The 21,232-nt window shown below is 51.5% G+C and carries 13 protein-coding genes and 1 pseudogene; 4 read left to right on the top strand and 10 right to left on the bottom strand.

Translation table 11 applies throughout. From position 1 onward, the window contains the following. Positions 1–75 precede the first annotated feature (75 nt). A complete protein-coding gene (locus BMY16_RS15755) occupies positions 76–1,971 on the top strand; it encodes a heavy metal translocating P-type ATPase (RefSeq protein ID WP_091839817.1) in 1,896 nt (631 codons plus the stop codon). A 102-nt stretch (positions 1,972–2,073) separates the two neighbouring features. Here BMY16_RS15755 and BMY16_RS15955 read toward each other — a convergent pair. The 6 genes and pseudogenes from BMY16_RS15955 to BMY16_RS00985 form a co-directional block, all read right to left on the bottom strand. Beyond that, positions 2,074–4,446: pseudogene (locus BMY16_RS15955) on the bottom strand (two-component regulator propeller domain-containing protein); the annotation flags it as partial. A gap of 35 nt (positions 4,447–4,481) precedes the next feature. Continuing rightward, the gene (locus BMY16_RS00970; protein ID WP_091839819.1) at positions 4,482–5,495 is read right to left on the bottom strand and encodes a LacI family DNA-binding transcriptional regulator; all 1,014 of its coding nucleotides are present in this window, start codon (positions 5,493–5,495) and stop codon (positions 4,482–4,484) included. Positions 5,496–6,085: 590 nt separating this feature from the next. Further along, complete coding sequence (locus BMY16_RS15400) at positions 6,086–6,250, bottom strand: hypothetical protein (protein WP_170835959.1); 165 nt, start codon at positions 6,248–6,250, stop codon at positions 6,086–6,088. Further along, positions 6,238–7,761 carry a sodium:solute symporter family transporter gene (locus BMY16_RS00975; protein ID WP_091838824.1) on the bottom strand — a complete coding sequence of 508 codons (1,524 nt, stop codon included), beginning with the start codon at positions 7,759–7,761 and terminating at the stop codon, positions 6,238–6,240. The genes BMY16_RS15400 and BMY16_RS00975 overlap by 13 nt, the downstream gene beginning before the upstream one ends. Positions 7,762–7,799: 38 nt before the next feature. After that, the gene (locus tag BMY16_RS00980) at positions 7,800–8,894 is read right to left on the bottom strand and encodes a porin (RefSeq protein WP_139207077.1); all 1,095 of its coding nucleotides are present in this window, start codon (positions 8,892–8,894) and stop codon (positions 7,800–7,802) included. Between the two features lie 144 nt (positions 8,895–9,038). Beyond that, complete coding sequence (locus BMY16_RS00985; RefSeq protein ID WP_091838829.1) at positions 9,039–10,280, bottom strand: esterase; 1,242 nt, start codon at positions 10,278–10,280, stop codon at positions 9,039–9,041. A gap of 249 nt (positions 10,281–10,529) precedes the next feature. Between BMY16_RS00985 and BMY16_RS00990 the strand changes: the two genes are divergently transcribed. From BMY16_RS00990 to BMY16_RS01000, 3 genes are all read left to right on the top strand, one after another. Further along, positions 10,530–11,411 carry a cation diffusion facilitator family transporter gene (locus tag BMY16_RS00990; protein WP_091838832.1) on the top strand — a complete coding sequence of 294 codons (882 nt, stop codon included), beginning with the start codon at positions 10,530–10,532 and terminating at the stop codon, positions 11,409–11,411. A gap of 104 nt (positions 11,412–11,515) precedes the next feature. After that, the gene (locus BMY16_RS00995; protein WP_091839822.1) at positions 11,516–11,995 is read left to right on the top strand and encodes an RNA polymerase sigma factor; all 480 of its coding nucleotides are present in this window, start codon (positions 11,516–11,518) and stop codon (positions 11,993–11,995) included. Positions 11,996–12,009: 14 nt separating this feature from the next. Continuing rightward, on the top strand, positions 12,010–12,594 hold the full coding sequence (locus tag BMY16_RS01000; protein WP_091838834.1) for a hypothetical protein: 585 nt from the start codon (positions 12,010–12,012) through the stop codon (positions 12,592–12,594). Positions 12,595–12,670: 76 nt separating this feature from the next. Here BMY16_RS01000 and BMY16_RS01005 read toward each other — a convergent pair whose 3' ends face one another. From BMY16_RS01005 to BMY16_RS01020, 4 genes are all read right to left on the bottom strand, one after another. Then, a complete protein-coding gene (locus BMY16_RS01005; protein WP_091838837.1) occupies positions 12,671–15,031 on the bottom strand; it encodes a beta-glucosidase in 2,361 nt (786 codons plus the stop codon). Positions 15,032–15,037: 6 nt separating this feature from the next. Next, positions 15,038–16,258, bottom strand: a complete 1,221-nt coding sequence (locus tag BMY16_RS01010; RefSeq protein ID WP_091838839.1) for an esterase — start codon at positions 16,256–16,258, stop codon at positions 15,038–15,040. A gap of 105 nt (positions 16,259–16,363) precedes the next feature. After that, positions 16,364–17,929 (bottom strand): RagB/SusD family nutrient uptake outer membrane protein, encoded by a 1,566-nt coding sequence (locus BMY16_RS01015; RefSeq protein ID WP_091838842.1) that lies wholly within the window; start codon positions 17,927–17,929, stop codon positions 16,364–16,366. Positions 17,930–17,982: 53 nt separating this feature from the next. Beyond that, positions 17,983–21,030 carry a SusC/RagA family TonB-linked outer membrane protein gene (locus BMY16_RS01020; protein WP_091838845.1) on the bottom strand — a complete coding sequence of 1,016 codons (3,048 nt, stop codon included), beginning with the start codon at positions 21,028–21,030 and terminating at the stop codon, positions 17,983–17,985. Positions 21,031–21,232 lie beyond the last annotated feature (202 nt).

Below are 21,232 nucleotides of genomic sequence, written 5' to 3' on the forward strand. Positions count from 1 at the left end.
TGCGAGCACGAACATGAACACCATCTTGAACATCATCATGAGCATGAACATGAGCATCATCACCACGAGCACAGCCTGAAGAAACAGCTCTCCCTGATTGTCATCACAGCCATCCTGCTCGTCATCGCCGTTCTCATCGAGAAGGGACTCATTTTCAATATTCATTTTTCAATCTTCAATCTACTACTCCTCTACCTCGTGCCCTATCTGCTCATTGGCCACGACACCCTGAAAGAGGCTCTGGAAGGACTGATGCACGGGGATATCTTCAATGAGCACTTCCTCATGTCGATAGCCACTATCGGAGCTCTCTGCATCGGTTTTCTGCCAGGGGCAGAGACAGAGTTTCCTGAGGCGGTATTTGTCATGCTTTTCTTCCAGGTAGGAGAACTCTTCGAGGGTTACGCTGAGGGAAAGAGTCGCGACAGCATTGCCCATCTGATGGACATTCGTCCCGATGTGGCACATCTGGAGGAGACAGGGAGACAGGGAGACCGGGAGTTACAGGACATTAGTCCTGAGGCTGTAGAAGTAGGATCAATTATTGTGATACGCCCAGGCGAGAAGGTGCCATTGGACGGTATCATCATTGAGGGCTCCACCTCGCTTAACACCATCGCCCTTACCGGCGAGAGTCTGCCTCGTGAGATCAGCGTAGGCGATGAGGTCATCTCGGGCTGCGTCAACCTCTCTGGCGTCATCAGGGTACGTACCACGAAAGCTTTTGGTGAGAGCACAGTATCAAAGATTCTATCACTCGTAGAGAATGCGGGGGAGAACAAGTCGAAGAGTGAGGCGTTCATCACCCGTTTTGCCCGTATCTATACCCCCATCGTTGTCTTTGCCGCCGTGGCTCTGGCCATCATCCCCACCCTCTTTGGAGGTGCGTTGGCCACATGGCTTTATCGTGCCTTGATGTTCCTTGTCGTCAGCTGTCCCTGCGCCTTGGTCATCAGCGTTCCGCTGACCTTCTTCGGAGGCATCGGCGGCGCTTCACGCAAAGGCATCCTCATCAAAGGGGCCAGCTATATGGATGTTCTGGCGAAACTACACACAGTAGTCTTCGACAAGACGGGTACACTCACGCATGGTCAGTTTGCCGTCACGGCTGTTCATCCCGAGGCCTGCAACGAGCACCAATTGCTGCACCTGGCAGCCCATTTGGAGCATTACTCCACCCACCCCATCGGTGCCGCCCTGCGCGATGCCTTCCCAGAGGAGGCTACCGACGGCTGTGAGGTGTCGGAGGTGGAAGAGGTTGCTGGTCATGGCATCCGTGCCCGGGTGGGTGGAAAGACTGTCTGTGTAGGCAACACCAAGATGATGGATGCCGTGGGGGCCAACTGGCACGACTGCCATCATGTCGGAACGATCATCCATGTCGCCATCGACGGACAGTATGCAGGCCATATCGTCATCAACGACAAAATTAAGGACGACAGTGCCGAGGCCATCCGACAGCTGGATGCGCTGGGTATTGCCAAGACCGTGATGCTGACTGGCGACCGTCAGGAGGTTGGTGAGAAAGTAGCCGAACAGCTCGGCTTGAGTGAATACCATGCCGAACTACTGCCAGCAGACAAAGTCAGTCATGTGGAACGTCTGCTCGGCGAGAAGCCCGCCAACAGCTACCTGGCCTTCGTGGGCGATGGCATCAATGATGCCCCTGTGCTGGCACGCGCTGATGTAGGCATTGCCATGGGAGGCTTAGGCAGCGATGCTGCCATCGAGGCAGCAGACATCGTACTGATGGACGACAAGCCTTCGAAGATTGCCTTAGCGGTCAGCATCGCCAGGCGCACCATCCTCATCGCTCAGCAGAATGTAGGAGTCGCCATCGGCATCAAGGTTGCTGTCCTGATCCTCGCCACCCTCGGCATCGCTACCATGTGGCTCGCTGTCTTTGCTGATGTAGGAGTCACCGTCTTGGCTGTCCTCAACGCCATGCGTGCCCTTCGGACTACGGCGTAGCTGCTGCCACTTGCGCCAGCCTATCCAGCCTGCCACCAACAGCAGGAGATATAGGATGTATGCCCACCATGAGCTGTACCAGGGAGAGCCGATGGTTATCTCCAGTTCACTCTCATTTTCCCCCATGGTGCCATCGTCTCTCAGCATTCTCACGCAGAGTGTATAGGTACCTGGAGGCAACGACATGTAGGTGATGTCGGGATTAGCTGCCGAGGTCTTGATCCAACGGTCGTTGAAGCCTTTCAACTGGTAGATGAAACGCGTGGCATTCTTCACGCCGCCATTGTCCGATGCCATGTGTATCGTAAACTGGTTCTCGCTGTATTTCAGACTGATGCTACGCTGCATGTCAAGGGCTTCCTTCAGAATGACGCGGCCATCATACTTATGTCCCACTTCCACTTCCTGGTCAAAAAGGAGCATACCACTGAACACTGGCCGTTCGCTGGCATCGCCATTACCCAGATTCAGCGTGTTGATGATATCCAGCCCATCCTGTCCGCCAATCAGCAGTTCACCAGAACGACTACAGAAGATGGCCCGTTGATTGAACGGACCAGGCTGCAAGCCGTCTCTGTCATTGAAACTGCGAACGGTAAATGTCCATGTGCCATCGTCCTGCTTCAGCGGGGTGATGTTCGATACACCATGATCGGTGGCCACCCACATGCTCTTCCTGGTATCCTCAGTCACAGCCACGGCATTTGATCCATGCAGGCCCGACTTCATATCGAGCAGCGTCTTCTGCCCAGTCTTACGGTCGTAGATGACCACGCCAGAAGGTGAGCAGAGCCAGAGTAGTCCACGGCTATCCATCACAGCCTGACTGGTGGCCGTCGACACAGTGATGGCCTTCAGGTCATCCTCCTGCGGAAGCGTTCCGTTAATGACCTTGAGATTGCCAGGATGTATCAGGGCATAGTACTCTGAGTTACCCAATACAATCCAGCCATTGGGTGCCGTAGAGATGCTATTTGTCCAAACGGTATTCAACACGGAATTGTCTGATGTGACAGCCGTCTGTTTGTCTGTATTCTTGTCGAACCTGACAGCACCGCCGCCCAGCACACCTGCCCAGATGTTACCCCAGCGATCTTCTGTCACGCCCCATATATTATTTGTTTTCAGCAGACTACCCTCATCGGAGGCACGGAAGTTCTTCCACTGTCCGCCCCTGTATCTGAGCAGACCACCTTCCCAGGTGCCGAACCAAAGACTGCCATCTCGGGCGGCATAGCTACCCACCACCACATCGCTGGGCACTCCCAACGACTGTTTGGTAAATCTTTCCAAGGGCTCCCTGGTTTTGGAATCTAGTTTCACGATACCACCGCTGTTCAGACCCAGCCAGTAATTGCCATCCTTGTCTTCTGTGATGGCGTTGATATCGCCAAGGGCCATGCTGGTGAAGTTTGACATGGCCTCCGAACACATGGCGACGCCATTCTTATAGGAGGCCACCCACATACGTCCCAGCTGATCGAGATAGAGATGCTTCAGCGTGATATCGGGCAGGGTGGTCTCGTCGCCCTTTACATTCGTGAACTGACGCCACTCCTTGGTCTTGAAGTCGAGAACCAGGGCACCCATGTGGTCACTGGCTACCCAGAGGAATCCCTTTGCATCGTAGCACACCTCCCACACGACGATGTCGTCAGGCACATTCTCAAAGCCCTTTGCCCGCATCAACTCCGTCAACGAGGTATACCAGCGATCCTCTTGCTTCATGTAAATATAGGTACCTGTGGAGTGCGTGATCACCCAGATGTTTTCTTCCTTATCGACCATCACCCAGTAGTCGTTATAGGTGTCCAGGGCTTCCTTCACGTAATTGTTCTTCCAGCGGATGATGCCTTCCTCGCCCCTGATGCACATCAGCTCACCGTATGTCGACACGAGAACCATACCATCCTTTGTCTCAGAATAGGCCGACACACCGAACTCCTTGGGGAACTCGTTCTCACCATAGCCGAAGTTCAGGTGTTGCAGATTCTTCGTCACGGGGTTGAAATAGTAGAATCCATCTTCGTAGGTTTTGATCCAATAGTTCTTCTTCGAATCCAGATGGAGGCTCTCAATAGAGCCCTTGATACCCTGCTGGTTGAGCCAGCGTGAAGGTGTACGATCCACCTGCTCTGTCACTGGGTCGTAGAGCGAATAGTTCATGCCCTGCTTCAACCATAGTCTGCCACCATACCCCTCTTGTATCTCATCCACACGGTTGTTGCGCAACGAGGTGGTATCCTTGTCGTAAGAATAATAGATACGCACGCGATAGCCGTCATAGCGGTTCAGGCCATAGCCTGTTCCCAACCACACATAGCCTCGCGAGTCACGGTAGATACAGTTTACCGTAGAGTTCGACAATCCCTCCCGGGTATCAAGTCTTCGGAATTTCATGTCGGGTATCACGCCCGACCACACGGTGAGGCTGATTATCAGCATCGCCGATAATGTCAAAAGTTTGTTTTTCATTATTTACTCGCTATTCACTCTATATGTTATTATCTTCATTTCTTTGCACTCGTGTCGCGGATGACCAACTTCTGCGGCACGATCTTTTTACAGATCTTCTGGTCGCCGCCGATGTTCTTCAACAGCAGCCTACAGGCCTCCATACCCATCTCATGGCTCTGGTCTTCGATGGCCGACATCCGTGGTGTGACGTATTGGGCATGCACATCGTCCGTAAAGCCAATCAGCGCCACATCCTCAGGAATCCGCAGTCCCTTATCCTTGATGGCCGAAAAGGCGGCAAAGGTGATGATGTCATTGAAGGCCAAGATGGCATCAGGCCTGTTTTCCATATCCAACAGCCGTTTCGTGGCTTCCAAGGCCCAGTCGTAGTCAATCTTCTCACACACCACAAGTTCCCTCTCAATAGGAATCCTATTCTCGCGCAGTGCCTCTAAATAACCGTGTTTGCGACGACGCACCATGTCAAGGTGATTGGGGCCTCCGATAAAGGCTATTCTGCGACTGCCCGTATCAATCAGGTGCTGTGTGGCCTCCTGGGCTGCCACATCGCCATTAGCCATTACACAAGAGAACTTATCCGACAGGCAGGTTCGCCCGAAGAACACCAAGGGGATGCTCATCTGGGAGATTTCCTCAAAATGCTTATAGTCGGTGGTGCTCTGTGCAAGACAGGCAATGATTCCTTCTACATGAAGATTGATGAAGTTGTCGATGGCTTGGACCTCCCTCTCACTGTCCTCGTGGGTATTGGCACAGATGACGGAGTAGCCCGACTCGCGGGCCTCATCCTCAATACCATCGAGCACGGCTGCATAATAGTGTGTCACCAGATTGGGCACCACCACACCAATCACCCTCGGTGCCTCCTTCCTCAGACTCTGGGCAAAGGGGTTCGGACGGTAATTCAGCTTCTTGGCCAGAGCCTTTACCTTCTCCTGCATCTCAGCACCAATCTCTGGAGAGTTTCGCAAGGCCCTGCTTACAGTGGCAATACTCACGCCAAGTTCTTTGGCGAGGTCTTTCAATGATGTACGATGTTTATTAATGGCCATAAAATGAGTTATAAGTTAGTCGACGTTGCAAGGGTGGTGCAAGGCGAATGCAAAGCCGAACTCGCTCGAGCTATGCTGAGCCGCAGCCCACGCTCGCCGTGCAATTTTCCTATTGCACGGCAAAGGTACAAAAATAATTGGAAATTTGCAAACGTTTACGTGTATTTTTTCACCATCAACTATTGTTTTTTCCCATTTTTCGTCGTACCTTTGCACTCGCAAACTAGAATGAGTAATGAATAGTTGATAATAAGTTAGTTAGAAAAACGTTGCAGGACTGTCGTGATGACACTCCTGCTTTTTTTGTTTATTACCCGTTCAGAAATGCCAGTCTAGAAAATAAAAAAATCATTACATTATTAGCAGTCTCCAAACCTGTTCCAAAGTTGCCACTTTAAAACCTGAATTTTACCCGTCATAAAGTCGGAGTTTACCCGTCACAAACCAACGGTTTAATCGTCATAAAGTCCCAGTGTACTCAAGGGCTCTCAAAAGACGCTACAAACCACGAAATTGGGGCGCCCTACGGGTGTCCCCAAATGTTGGTAAATAATATTGACCTCACACGAAAGAAATGTCCGCCATCACTGCGTCGCGAAGCCTGAGAGGTCGGGATTCTCGAGCATCAGGTGCTTGAACTTTTGCCAGGCAGAGCCGTACTCACGGCACTGGGAGCCACCTCGTGCATGGGCATGTAGACAATAAACGGAAGCCAGTGGCTTCCGTTTATTGTTTCTTATTTGTAGCACTCGAAGATGCTGTCGACGGTCTTTTGGGGGAGTTTCTTGGTGAGCAGACTCACAATAAAGACTACGGGGAAGCCGCCAACCATGGCGATGGCACCACAGTTGATCGGGTTGATGGGGTTGCCGATGAGCATGTTGATCACGGTGAGACCCACACCCCAAACGAAGCAAGCCCAGACGCTGGCCTTTGTGACGCCACGCCAGTAGAGACCCAGCATGAAGGGAGCCAGGAAAGCACCAGCCAGAGCACCCCAGGAGATACCCATCAGCTGAGCGATGAACGTAGGCGGATTGAGGGCGATGAGCAGGGAGATGGCAATGAAGAACATGATGAGCACACGCATCACCACCACCTTACGACGCTCGATCTTCTCGGCCACGATATCGTCGATGGTACCATCCTCCACCTCGCCTGGCAGCGATTTCTTGTCACGATAGATGAGGTCGAGGGTCATGGTAGACGACGAGGTGAGCACCAGCGAAGCCAGCGTAGACATCGAAGCAGAGAGCACCAACAACACCACGAGGGCAATGAGCACATCGGGCAGCGTTACCAGCATGGCAGGCACGATCGAGTCGAAGGCAATCTTACCCGTGGCCTCGTTGATGACGGGGTCGTAGAGACGGCCGAAGCCTCCGAGGAAATAGCAGCCACCAGCCACGATGAAGGCGAAGACGGTTGAGATGACCGTACCACGCTTGATGGCACTCTCGTCGGTGATGGAATAGAACTTACCCACCATCTGAGGCAAGCCCATCGTGCCCAGTGAGGTGAGGATGACCACACCCAGCAAGCCCCAGGGATCGGGACCGAACCACGAGGCAAATCCACCGTTCACACTGGGGTCGGCATCAGAGGGAATCTGAGCCAGCTTATCGACAGCAGCCACCAGTCCGCCCTGCGCATTGAGCACAGCCAGAATAACGGCACAGATACCAAAGAGCATGATGATACCCTGGATGAAGTCGTTCATGGCCGTGGCCTTGTAACCTCCGATTATCACGTAGACAGCCGTCAGGATAGACATGATGACCACGCAGTATTCGTAAGGGATCTCGAAGCCCATCTCGAAGAGGCGGGAGATACCACTATAGACACCTGCTGTGTAGGGAATGAGGAACACGAAGGCGATGACGGAGGCCACCACGCGCAGACCCTGATCCGAGAAACGGGTGCCGAAGAAATCGGGCATCGTGCGCGATTCGATATGCTGGGTCATCAGCTTCGTGCGACGACCTAAGATGATCCAGGCCAGAAGCGAACCGATGATGGCATTGCCGATGCCGATCCAGGCACTCGAGAGACCGTATCTCCATCCGAACTGTCCAGCGTAGCCCACGAAGACCACAGCTGAGAAATAGGAGGTTCCGAAGGCGAAAGCCGTGAGCCAGGGACCTACGGCACGACCGCCCAATACGAAACCGTCGACTGTGCTGGCCTGCTTACGGGAGTAGACACCCACGCCAATCATCACGGCCAGGAAGATGATGGTCAATGTTACCTTAATTATCATAGATTCTTAATTTTCAATTTTCAATTTTCAATTCTCAATTAAAATGCCACCTGCACTTGGGCCTGAAGCCAGTCGTAATCCTTTGAGGAGATATTCTCGCCACAGAGGCAACGTGTGTACTGCAGCTGCAGACGGCACTTCTTATAGAACCAGTACTGCAAGCCTAAGGTGAGGTTGGTCTGATCCCAGCCATCCACCTTGGTGTTACGGTCGAAGGTCTCGCCGCTGGCCACCACGTCGAGGGCATCCACCACAGGGATGCAGACGGTGGCATAGCCGCCACGTGAGCCCACGTCGCCATCCTGACCACCGAGCCACTCTGCACGGATGGAGGCCGGACGCGCTTCCTTGTATTTACTACCAGCATAGGTCTGCGTCTTATACTCAGCACCCACACTGTAACGATTGCGTGTATAGTTGTCGCCCACCTTGACGTCAGGGTTCCAGGCAGCCGTGTTCACAGCACAGCCCGTGCCCAGATAACCTGATGCCACCACGCGGAAGCCCGGCATGGGACGCAGTTCAAGTTTGGCAATAAAGTCTTTCTGATTATTCAGGTCCCTACGGTTGATACCCTGACCACTCATCAAGGCCAGCTCGTAGTGGACGAGGCCCTTGGCCAGATCGCCATAGATCTCCAGACCCATATCACGGCCATAGTTGACGCCATTCAGCGGGTCGGGACCTTCGCCAGCCAGATAGAGCACCGCCTGCGAATAGACGTCGATAAGCTCCAGCTGTGTGGGCGAGAGGGGATTTTCCATCGAATAGGAGTGTTTGAATTGTCCGAGGCGCACAGTCAGTTCGTTACCCTTCGAGAGGCGATAGTCGGTATAGAACTCCTGGACTACGCTCGAGAAGTCGTGCATGAACATAAACGACCAGCGATCGGTGATACGTGCCTTTGCCCATAGTAAGGTGCGTTTAAGGTTGTAGGCATTGGTTGGTTCTCCGTTAGGGTTCTGATACGACCAGCCTCCCTGTGCATAACCGTTAAGAGTGATTCTACTTGTGAAGTCCTTCAGCCAATCGGGCTCACTGTTCTTTTTCTCTGATTGCCCCATAGCGGCAACACTACTGAACACCGCCATGATCATGGCGAGTGTCCTCATTTTGCAAGTTTTACGTTTCATTTTGTCATTTTTAAAAAAAGATTTTAATCCTTGCGTCGGCAAAAGTACAACTTTTCTTGCAAACAGACAAAAGAAAAGGCAAAAAACTTGCAATTTTACATAAAAGAGTTCTTGGACGAGCCGTGAAGCTCGTCCAAGAATCACTTATTTGAAGATTTTCTGGGCAAACATCGTCAGATAGATGCGCCAGTTACGCCAGATGTGACCGCCATCGGTCTCCACATATTCGTAGTTGTAACCCTTGCTGTCCCAGAAAGCGCGCAGGTCGACAGTGCTCTGGTAGAGGAAGTCGGTCTTACCCATACCCATCCAGTAAAGCTTGGGCTTGCTGCCAAAGAGCTTTGCTGACTGGGTTGCGAACTCGGGATTAGCCTTGATCTGATCGGCAAACGATCCCTGGAATCCACCATTGCCCAAGTGCAGACCAGCAGAGAAGAGTCCGTAATAGTCGAACTTGTTGGGGTAAAGCAGACTTACGTGGAAGGTGTGGCCACCACCCATGGACAGGCCACAGATAGCACGGTGGGCACGATCCTTCAGAGTGCGGTAGTTGGCATCCACATAGTTCACGATGTCCATGAAGCTCTCCGGGATAGAAGCTGCAGCAGGAGCAGTAGGACCGGTACCACTGTCGCGGAAGCCAGGCGTGTACATGCCCCACGACCACTCACCAGGGGCTGCCTGACAGTTGGGGTTACCATTGGGCATCACCACGATCATGGGCTTAGCCTTACCTGTGGCAATCAGGTTGTCGAGAATCTGGGCAGCACGTCCAAGCTCACTCCAGGCGTTCTCGTCGCCACCAGCACCATGAAGCAGATACAATACCGGATATTTGCCACCCTTGTCGTAGCCGGCAGGGGTATAGATGGTCATACGGCGCTGCATCTTCAGTGTGGGACTATTGTACCATACCTTCGAGAGGTTGCCGTGGGGCACTTCGTTCACACGATACAGGTCGCCCTTGTCGCCCTTCTCGTTGCTGACGATGAAGATGTTGGTGAACGATACGATGTCGCGATTCACATAGATGTTAGCAGGATCCTTCACACCCGTCATGCCATCAATATTAAAGGTATAGCTGTACATCTCAGGAGCGAGCTTGTCGGTGGTATAGCTCCACACGCCGTTCTTTCCTTCTTTGAGCTGAGCCACACCTGGGGCATCATAAGTACCAAAGCCTTCGACCTCAACAGGCTGAGTGGGCAGGAAATCGCCTGTCACCTCCACCTTCACGGCCTTTGGGGCAAAGAGGTTGAATGTCACTGTGCCGTCCTTGTTGACGACTGGAGATTGAACACTGGCACTGTTGAAGAGCTTCTCCTGTGCCTGAGCGCCTACACAGCACATGGCTGCCAGCGCGAAAGTCATGATTTTCTTTTTCATACGATTGCAATTTATCTTTGATTGAATTTTGGGCAAATATACAAAATATTTTTGGATTTCCGAGTGCAAAGGTAAAAAAACTAATAAAAAAAGACTTTTCGCAGCGTACGTTTGTTTTTCACAAGTGTTCAAAAGTGCACCTCGACGTTTCTATTTGTTCAAATCCGTTTCTATTTGTTCATTTTTCCAAGGATTTCTTTCCGATTATCGGATAAATGGTGTATTTTTGCAGCCTGTAAACTTGACACGATGGAAAGAAACAGGAAAATCTATCAGGTGACACTTGTCGGGGGAGCAGTGAATGTGTTGCTGCTCGTCTTCAAGTTTGTGGCGGGCATTGTGGGACATAGTGCGGCCATGGTGGCCGATGCCGTCCACTCGCTCAGCGACTTCGTGACGGATGTCATCGTGCTCGTCTTCGTACATATCAGCGGTAAGCCCAAGGACAAGTCGCACGACTACGGCCATGGAAAGTATGAGACGCTGGCCATGACCATCATCGGACTGGCACTACTCGCTGTAGCCTTTGGTATCGTCTATGGCGGCATCACGAAAATCTTTGCATGGTGGAATGGTCATCAGCTCAAGGCACCTGGTATGCTGGCCTTCTGGGCTGCCCTGTTGTCGATATTACTTAAGGAGGCTGTCTACCGCTATTCGATAGCGGTGGCCCATCAGCTCCAATCACAGGCGCTCGAGGCCAATGCCTGGCATCACCGCAGCGACGCCCTTTCATCAATAGGCACAGCCGTCGGCATCGGGGGGGCTATCTTCCTGGGACAGAGCTGGACCGTACTCGACCCCATCGCCTCCGTCATTGTGGGATTCTTTATCATCAAGGTTTCTACAGAACTGTTGCGACGTGGCTTTGGCGACCTGATGGAGCAATCACTGCCTGAGGAGGTGGAAGAAGAGATTCTGCGCCTTGCGGCCTCCGTGGATGGCGTTGTCAATCCCCACGACCTGCGTACACGGCGCATCGGCAGCCATTATGCCATCGAGCTCCACATCCTGATGCCTGGCGACATCTCCTTGTGTCAAGCCCACGACAAGGCCTCCGAGATTGAAGAGATTCTGAGACAGCATTATGGCCCGGAAACACACGTGGCCATACATGTAGAACCAGAATAATCGAATCAGCCAAATAGCTTTTTTTGAAAAAAATTGGAAATTCGCGTAGTTTTTTGTATTTTTGCTGCGTCTAATGGGCAAATGATTCAAAAAACAGAATGACAATGATGACATTAGAAAGACAATTTGCGCAAATCGTTGCAGAACACAAGAGCACCATCTACACCGTGTGCTACATGTTCTCGCAAGATGCCGACGAGGTGAACGACCTGTTCCAAGAGGTACTAGTGAATCTTTGGAAAGGTTTCGACAAGTTCGAGCATCGCAGTGACATCCGGACGTGGATCTACCGCGTCGCCCTCAACACCTGCATATCAATTGACAGGAAGAAGCGACGCGCAGCCACAACCAGACTGACAATGGACATCAACCTCTTTGAAGACCGCGACGAGGACACCAAGCAGGTGGACATGCTCCATAAGCGTATCTCCAAGCTCCAGCCCTTCGACCGTGCGATTGTCCTGCTCTGGCTCGAAAACCTCCCCTACGAGGAAATCGGACAGATTGTCGGTATCTCTACTAAGAACGTCAGCGTCCGTCTGTTTAGAATCCGTGAACAGTTAAAACAAATGTCAAACGATTAAAACCACGCCCCATTATGAACGAGAATTTCAATTTAGAGGAGATGCGTCAGCAGATGACCACTCTCAAGAATAAGCTTAACCAGCAGGAAATAGTGAACGACCGCCTCATACGCCGTTCGATGCGGAACGAAGTGAGCAACATCAACCGCCGCTACAACATTATCATGGCCATTGGAATATTGATGGTGCCCTACGGCTACTGGTGCTTCGTGAAACTGGCAGGCCTCTCCGTCTTTTTCTGGATTGTCACCAGCATCTTTATGCTCATCTGTGCAGGTGCCACTTTCTACAACAGTCGCAAAATCAGTGATCCCGGACTGATGAGCCACAGTCTCGTGGAAGCCCGCAAGAAGGTGGTCAGTGCCAAGAAGTTTGAATCCAACTGGCTGTTGTTTGGCATTCCCGCCGTCATTTTATGGATGGGATGGTTCTTCTACGAGATCTATCAGATTCAGGGAGGTGACTTTAACAATGGCTTCTTCTGGGGCGGTTGTATCGGAGGTATCATCGGCGCCATCATTGGCATCAAGATCCACCTCAAGACCCAGCGCCAGTATCAGGACGTCATCGACCAGATAGAAGACCTGACAGCAGAATAGCCCTTGCCTGTCTATCATAAAAGAATCAAGCACGACTCTCACGAGCCGTGCTTGACTATTTATAGACTAATAGCTATTAACGCTTCAAGAGATTTAGCGGAGCCTGAGGCTTCATCACATCGTTGACCTTGGTCTGCTGAGCCTTGGCATTAGCAGTAAGGGTAGCCTTGATGTCCTGAGAGGAAGCACCTACCAGGAACTGATACTCACCCTCGGCAACCACCCATGCAGAGGCAGCCTCGTCAAATGATGCGAGGTCGGCAGCCTTCACTGTGAGTGTGAGTGTCTCACTCTCGCCCGGCTTCAACTGCTTGGTTTTGGCAAAGGCCTTCAACTCTTTGACGGGTTTGTTGGCAGCCTTGTTGTCGGGAGCGGAGATGTAAAGCTCAACGACCTCCTTGCCCTCAAACTTACCTGTATTTTTAACAGTAACTGTCACCTCGTAGGCATCGCCCTTCTCGGCAATCTGGGCATCGCTGTACTCAAAAGTAGTATAGCTCAGACCGAAGCCGAAAGGATAGCTCACGGGTACGTTGAAGCTGTCGAAATAACGGTAACCCACGTAGATATCCTCCTCGTAGTTGGTGTAGTCTACATTCTTCACATTACCCCGTTCTACAGTATTCATGAAGTCGATCTTTGCTGTCTGGTCTACAGGGAAGTTACGTGAGGAATAAGCATCGGTGAATTTCACAGGCCATGTCATGGTAAACTTACCAGAGGGTGACTGTTTGCCGCTCATCACGTCAACCACGCTGTTGCCGCCTTCCTGTCCTGCCTGCCAGGCACAGAGGATAGCATCAGGCAGATCCTTCCAAGAAGCAGTCTCGATGACGCCACCGATATTCAGCAGCACGACCACCTGCTTGCCAGCCTTATGATACACCTCACACACCTGCTCGATGAGCTTACGCTCAGAGTCGCTCAGATTAAAGTCGGCAGACTTACGATCGAAGAACTCGCCAGAGATGCGTCCAATAGTCAGCACGGCGATGTCAGCCTTGGCGGCCTGAGTCTCAAGTTCCGCAGCAGTAAACTGCTTCTCTGCAGGCAGACCGCTGGGCAGGAACTTCATCATCATTGCCCGCTGCTTATCTGTCTTCTCGATTTCAGCAATCTCGGCCTCACGTGCCTTATGGTAGTCGCTCCAGAACTGCTCATACGCCTGTTTCAGATCGTCAGAGACAGCGTAGCCTCCGTTCTTCAGACCATCGAGCAGCGACACCACATAAGCATGGTTCACATTACCAGAGCCCGTACCTCCGGCGATAAACTCGTATGATGTATTGCCATAGAGAGCCACATTCTTCACACTCTCCTTCAGAGGCAGAGCCTCGTTGTTCTTCATCAGCACCATACCTTCAGCAGCACTCTGACGGGTAACGGCTGCATGAGCCTCGAGGTCGGGCTTGTTGGAATACTGATAGCCCTGGTATCGAGGTGTTTTCTCAATGAGATTCAGGATACGGCTCACGTTGCGGTCGAGGTCAGCCTCTGCGAGCTTACCACTCTTCACGCCAGCCACGATAGAGTCAAACTGGGCTTTCTTTCCAGGCTGGAGCATATCGTTACCTGCCCACATCTGCACAGCACCGTCTTTACCTCCGAACCAGTCGGTCATCACAGTTCCCTCATAGCCCCACTCATCACGAAGGATGGTCTGTACGAGGTCTTTGCTCTCAGAGGTATAGACACCGTTGATATAGTTATAAGAGGTCATCACCGTCCAAGGCTTGCTCTCCTTGATGGCAATCTCAAAGCCCTTCAGGTAGATCTCGCGGAGAGCGCGCTGCGACATATTGGCATCGTTGCCCATGCGGTTGGTCTCCTGATTGTTGGCCGCAAAGTGCTTGATGCTGGTGCCTACATCGTTCTTCTGAACGCCAGTGATATAGGCGCCAGCGGTCTTACCTGCCACCACGGGATCCTCAGAGTAATACTCGAAGTTACGACCGCAGAGGGGGTTACGCATAATGTTCAAGGCAGGTGCCAACAACACATCGGCACCATATTCCTTCACCTCCTGTCCCATGGCGGTACCCACCTCTTCTACGAGCTGAGTGTTCCATGTAGAGGCCAGCAGCGTTCCGATGGGGAAATGCGTGCAATAGTAGGTAGCAGAGTCACCCTCACGCGTGGGGTCGATACGTAGTCCAGCAGGACCGTCGGCCAATACGATGGCAGGGATTCCCAGTGAGTCGAGAGGATAGGTGGTACCAGCAGCACCAGGCACCAGGTTCTTAGTGGCGCCAATCACGGCCTCATCACCAGAGAAGCCTTGCATTCCTGTACCAATCACAAAATGTGCCTTGTCCTCAAGCGAGAGTTTGGCCATCACCTCTTCCTGATTGATGGTGTTCTTAGTCACTTTGTCGGCAGAGTTGCAACCCGTCATCAGGGCTACCATACCGAAGGCGAAAAAAATGGTCTTCTTCATACGCTATTATTTGAAAAGTAATGGAGTAAATTCTGTGAGATAGATACGCCAGTTGCGCCAGATGTGGCCACCATCGGTCTCAAGGTAGGTGTATTTGTGGTTTTTGCTATCCAGATAGGCACGCAGATCGTTATTGTTCTTGAAGAGGAAGTCGGTCTTGCCGATACCGATCCAGAACAGTTTGGGATTCTTGCTGAACAGGCAGTCAATCTTCTGATCGCGGTCTGCATACACTTCCGGATGACCTTCCGCCCCATCCTTCTGCTGCTGGTCGACAGCGGCAGAGAACAAACCTACATAACCAAACATATCAGGATTGTTGATCGAGATGAAGAGGCTGTGGAAACCACCCATCGACAATCCTGCGATGGCGCGGTGTGCCTTATCCTTCTTCACACGATAGGTCTTCTCGATGAACTTCACCACATCGGGGAAAGCAGTCTCGAAGCTTCCCTCCATCGTCTTGGGGAGCATCATCGTGGGCACCTTGAAGCCTTCAGAAGTCTCACCAGGGCATGCCTCCTGAGAGATGTTACCATTGGTCATCACCAGGATCATGGGCTCTGCCTTCCCCTGGGCAATGAGGTTGTCAAGGATCTGGGCGGCACGACCAAGTTCACTCCAGGCATTCTCGTCACCACCGATACCATGCAACAGATAGAATACGGGATACTTCTTTTTACTCTTTTCGTAACCAGCAGGGGTATAGACCGTCAGACGACGGGTTAGACCTGCCGTAGGACTCTCGTACCATACCTTGCTCACCGTTCCGTGGGCCACCTTGTTTACCTTATAGAGATCTGTACGGGCATCACCGCCAATCAGCAACACACTGAACAGGTTGTTGATATCTCGGATGTTATACACATTCAGCGGGTCGATAATCTTCACGCCGTCCACCATCATGTTATAGGTATAGAGCTCGGGCTTCAGGGGTTCTGACGTAAAACTCCATACACCTTTATCGTTCTTCACGAGGTCCACAACGCCAGGGGCTTCAACCTCACCATAGCCTTCCACCTTGATTTTCTGCGTTGGCAGGAAATCGCCAGTGATCTGTACCTTCTGTGCCTCAGGGGCAATCAGATTAAATGTTACTGAGTTGTCAGCATGTACATCGGGCGAAGCCACCTGCGGGCCCTGTCCCCAGCTCAGGTTTTGCTGAGCCTGAGCGGCTGAGCCCATGAGACAGAGGGCTGCCACTACCATCATTTTAATTGCTTTCATTTACGTTATAGTCTTTTTAGGTTGGTGCAAAGATACAAAATATTTTTGAACCTTTGCACCATTTCCTATTCTTTTATAATCTTTTTTACCTTTTACCTTTACAAATCACCATCCGGGATTCTGCTGCATGTTAGGATTCAACTCGAGTTCCTTCAGAGGAATAGGCAACAGCATGTTCCTATCCTGGAAGCCATACTTGGTGTTGTGCCAGTTCCATTGTACGCCATTGGTTGTGAAGGCAGGCACATCCTTACCCTGCTCACCCATAGCACTTTTGGCGTCACCCCAGCGCACCAGATCCTGGAAACGGATAGCTTCGTTGCAGAGCTCCAGACGCTTCTCCATCTTAATGTCACTCATGGAGACTTCTGTCAGCGGTGTTTCCTTGGCACGTGCACGCACTTCATTGACATACTCCAGAGCCTTCGATGCGTTGCCTGACTGAAGCTGAGCCTCTGCAGCCATCAGCAACACCTCTGCATAGCGCATCACCTTCTGGTCGATATATTGTCCACCCTGGAAGTACGACATATCCACAATCACGTCCGACTTCAGCGACTGGTTCTTCCAGTAGAAATAACCTTCGTTGCCATAGACGCTGGCACCGGGCTGAGCCTCTACGCCGTAAGCCTTAATCTGATCGTAGGTCATGATGGACTTGTTCAGACGATAGCCGTCGGCACCTTCCCAAGCCACGAAAGCATCATAGAGCGACTTGCGTGGATTGAAGAAGCCATAGGTACCTGTTGCCAACTCCTGGGCAGCCTGTCCGCTATACATCAGTACGCTCGTACGCCAGCCCTGCATCAGGAAGAGCATGTCTAACTGGTTCCACATCTGCTCTGCATCGTTACGCTTCTGGAGTTCAAAGAGCGACTCGCAGTTGTTGTTAGCCAGAGCATGGAACTGGGCATCGTACTCACCTGGATAGAGGGCGTACTTCTTAGAGTTGATCACATTGTCGAGCATCGAGGCTGCCTCGCTGTACTTTCCCTGGAAGAGGTAAGCCTTACCCAACAGTGCCTGGGCGTATTCCTTGGTCACACGGATACCGGTTTCCTGATCGTTGACATCGTTCTTTGAAGGCAGCGTACCAGAGCCTATAGCCTCGGTGAGGTCCTTCTCCACGAAAGCCCAGAGGTCGGCTGCGGTACCATTAGCCTGACGATACTCGCCCGGTTCCAGCAGATGGTCAACCACCGGGGCCGTTCCAAAGAGAGAAGCCAGTTCGAAGTGTCCGAAAGCACGAAACACCTTGGCCTCGTTGATAGCGTGTTTCATCACAGGCGTATCACCCTCAGTCTTGTCGATAATCAGATTGGCCTTGTAGATGATACCATAAAGTCCTGAGTAGAGGCTCTCAATCATGCTGTGATTAGTGTCGAAAGAGTACTCGTTCAACTCCTCCATCTGGCCATTGTCATTACGCTGACCACCGCCACACCAAGAGTCGTCAGAGAGCAGGTTCTTGGTGAAGAACCAGTTATAGTAGTTGCTGCGCATCTGCAGATAGAGCGATGCCGAAGCCGTGTTAATATTCTCGTCGGTGGTGTAGTATGTGTCCATGCTACCCATATTGCCGTGTTTCTCGATGTCGAGTTCGCTGTCGCAAGCGGTAAAGGCGAGTGACATCAGACCCAGCAGTGCTATATATAATCTGTTCTTTTTCATAACTTTTTCTATTATTCAGTTTTCAATCTTCAATTTTCAATTTTCAATCTTAATTAGAACTCTATATTGAAGCCCAGTACCACCTTCTTAGATGTAGGATAAGCACCCTTGTCTACGCCCATGCCAGTGGTGGCGTTGGCGCTGGCCTCAGGATCGAAACCGGGATACTTCGAGATGGTAAAGAAGTCGTCGAGAGAGCAGTATATGCGAGAGTGGCTGATGCCTACCTTACTGATCAGGCTCTTCGGTAGGGTGTAACCCAGCTGGATCTGCTTGAACTTGAAGTAGCTACCATCGTAAACCATAGCGCTGGAGTCCACATACTTATCGATGTCGTTGGCTCCTGCACGGGGCTTCGTACCATTGGTGTTGGTGGGAGTCCAACGGTCGTCGAACATCACCTCCTTCATCTTATTAGAGGTAGCGTAGTCCGGGCGGTTGATACAATTGAAAATCTTGTTGCCTGCAGCACCTGTGCCGAATACGGTCAGGTCGAAGCCCTTATAGGCTGCCGTCAGGGTGATACCATAGGTAATATTGGGAATGGCGTTGCCGATATCGGTCATATCATCGTTGGTGATCTGATTGTCACCATTGATGTCTACGAACATCGGGTCACCAGTCTCAGGATTGATCTTGTCGAACTTGAAGCCTCGGAAGTAGTATACAGGATAGCCCTGCTCGAAGTAAGTGATCGTATAGGTATGGAAGGTGCTGCCAGACAGACGGGTGATTGACGGGTCAATATAGGTCACCTCATTCTTCAGGGTAGAGAGGTTGGCACGGATGCCATAGCTGAAGTCGCCGATATGGTCTCTCCAACCCAGGTCGAACTCGAAGCCTTTGTTCTCCACATTACCGGCATTGATAGGCGATGTAGAACCACCGATGACCAGCGAAGGGGTGGTGTTCCAAACCAGCAGGTCCTTGGTCTTTTTGATGAAGTAGTCGATACCGAAGGTCAGACGCCCACCCAGCAGGATACCGTCGAGACCGAAGTTCAGCTGCTCAGACGTTTCCCACTTCAGGTCATCGTTACCCATCGTTGAGGGGGCAGCAGCCTGTGTGTACTGGATACCTGAGTTGAAGGGATACAGCCCGCCCAGAGCAATGTCTGTGCTGTAGCTATAGCCGCTCAAGGCCGAGAGACTACCGTTCTGGCCCCAAGATGCACGGAATTTCAAGCTGTCGAACCAGCTCTTCAGTGGATTGAAGAACTTCTCCTCGCTGATAGTCCAACCTACAGATACGGCAGGGAAGTATCCCCAGCGACTCTTTTTAGAGAGCTTCGAGAGGTCGGCAGCATCAGCACGCAGCGAAGCCTGGAAGAGGTAACGACCCATGTAGTCATAGCCCACACGACCGAAGTATGAATATTTCGTAGTGTTGGTGGTCTCACCGCTGACGCTCTTGGTAGCTGAGGCATTGGCGTAGTTCAGATAGTAGAAGAGCGGATCGTTCTTTTTCAGGGCATCCTCACCGTTAGCGTCCAGACCGCCAGTCACGTAGTCGTAGTTATTGTCTTGGAACGACATACCGACCATGGCACTCACGGTGTGGGCATCAGCGAAGGTCTTCATATAGTTTGCGAAGTTCTCCCACTGATAGTAGATCGTGGTAGAAGAGGTGTTGCTCTGGCTTACGTAGTCGCGGCTCTGAACGGCATTGCCGTAGAAAGGCAGCGAGGTAGAAGAGCTACGAGAGCCAGCCAGACGATAACCGAAACGAGACGTGATGGTCAGGTTGGGAATCAGCGTGAAGTCGCCATAGATACTTCCCGTCACGTTATAGCCAGAGCTCTTGCTCAGACCATTGTCGCGCATGACCATGGGGTGATATTGCTCACCATTGTAGAACTGAGAGATACCATAGTAGTTGCCTGCACCATCCTGCAGGAATGTCTTTCCTGCGGCCTGATAGGTCTGATATATTTCTGGCAGGGTCTTTCCATAGGTGTCAGGGGTCAGCGGATCCATCATCAGCACAGCCGTCAGCAGAGAGCCGTACTCATTGTTAGAAGATACCTGACGCACGTTGTACTTCTCCACCTGGTTCGTTGTACCAACCTTCAGCCAATCTTTTATCTTATACTCTCCATTGATGGTGGCTGTCAGACGCTTATAAGTGTCTGCATCGCCCTTTACGATACCATTATTATTCAAGTATGAGAGGGCCAGGTAGTAGTTGCCGCGATCGTTACCACCAGTGAACGAGAAGTTGTGCTTCTGCATGTGACCGTGGGTGAAAGCCACGTCCGTCCACTTGGTGTTGGTGGTGCCGTCCCAGTTGGCGTTAATGTAGTCCTCAGTAAAGAGGTTACCCTCCATCATATACTGCTTATACTCCTGTGCGCTCAGCATCTTGGGGATGCGGGCCAGACTCTCGTCAGTCCATTGGAAGTCATAACTGATCTTACCCTGTCCGGCCTTACCCTTCTTGGTGGTAATCAGCACCACGCCGTTACCAGCCTCAGCACCATAGATGGCAGCCGAAGCAGCGTCCTTCAGGATTTCCATCGAGGCGATGGTGGCAGGGTCGATACCGCTGATGTCGCTCAGGCGCACACCGTCCACCACGTAGAGAGGTTCAGAACTACTATTAGAGGAATAACCGCGCACACGTACGGTAGGCGAGCTGCCTGGGGCTGCACTCGACTGAATGATCTGCACACCAGAGGTCTTACCCTGCAGAGCTTGCTGGGCATTCGAGATGGTACGGTTTTCCATATCCTCTGGTTTAACCTGCGAGATGGCACCCGTCACCGAACTCTTCTTCTGTACACCATAACCAACTACGACCACCTCGTCGAGCACCTTGTTGTCAGGCTGAATCTTAATGGTCATGCCATTCTTGGCTGCCAACTCCTGGGTCTCATAGCCGATGTAAGAGACCACAATGCTCTGTCCAGTCTTCACATTAATTACAAAGTTTCCGTCGAAGTCGGTAATGGTAGCGTTCTTGCTGTCGTTCTTGTCAGCAATCGTTGCACCGATTACGGCCTCACCGTTCTCATCAATCACAGTGCCCTTGATTCCTTGGGCGAATGAAGTCACCGACATCATCAGTGCCATCATCATCATCAAAATACTGCTCTTTTTCATTGAGTTTTAATTGTTTGAGTTAAATTGTTAGAACTATTATTTGAAAATTTTAATGCTTTGGTCTCGTTTTCGGCTGCAAAAGTATATAATATTTAAAAAGGTAGCGTTCTGAATCTGTTTTTCGTTTTTCCCCTTTGTTCAAATCGTTTCCGGCACTTTCCTATTTGTTCAAAACTTATCCGATTCGTTCAAAAACACCTCT

Origin of the sequence: Prevotella sp. ne3005 (assembly GCF_900110085.1) — a bacterium.
GTDB lineage: Bacteria > Bacteroidota > Bacteroidia > Bacteroidales > Bacteroidaceae > Prevotella.

Bases quoted from the DNA above. Each gene is read 5' to 3' on its own strand.
- BMY16_RS00975 (WP_091838824.1), bottom strand. From the start codon at position 7,761: ATGATAATTAAGGTAACATTGACCATCATCTTCCTGGCCGTGATGATT.
- BMY16_RS00980 (WP_139207077.1), bottom strand. From the start codon at position 8,894: ATGAAACGTAAAACTTGCAAAATGAGGACACTCGCCATGATCATGGCG.
- BMY16_RS00985 (WP_091838829.1), bottom strand. From the start codon at position 10,280: ATGAAAAAGAAAATCATGACTTTCGCGCTGGCAGCCATGTGCTGTGTA.
- BMY16_RS00990 (WP_091838832.1), top strand. From the start codon at position 10,530: ATGGAAAGAAACAGGAAAATCTATCAGGTGACACTTGTCGGGGGAGCA.
- BMY16_RS00995 (WP_091839822.1), top strand. From the start codon at position 11,516: ATGATGACATTAGAAAGACAATTTGCGCAAATCGTTGCAGAACACAAG.
- BMY16_RS01000 (WP_091838834.1), top strand. From the start codon at position 12,010: ATGAACGAGAATTTCAATTTAGAGGAGATGCGTCAGCAGATGACCACT.
- BMY16_RS01005 (WP_091838837.1), bottom strand. From the start codon at position 15,031: ATGAAGAAGACCATTTTTTTCGCCTTCGGTATGGTAGCCCTGATGACG.
- BMY16_RS01010 (WP_091838839.1), bottom strand. From the start codon at position 16,258: ATGAAAGCAATTAAAATGATGGTAGTGGCAGCCCTCTGTCTCATGGGC.
- BMY16_RS01015 (WP_091838842.1), bottom strand. From the start codon at position 17,929: ATGAAAAAGAACAGATTATATATAGCACTGCTGGGTCTGATGTCACTC.
- BMY16_RS01020 (WP_091838845.1), bottom strand. From the start codon at position 21,030: ATGAAAAAGAGCAGTATTTTGATGATGATGATGGCACTGATGATGTCG.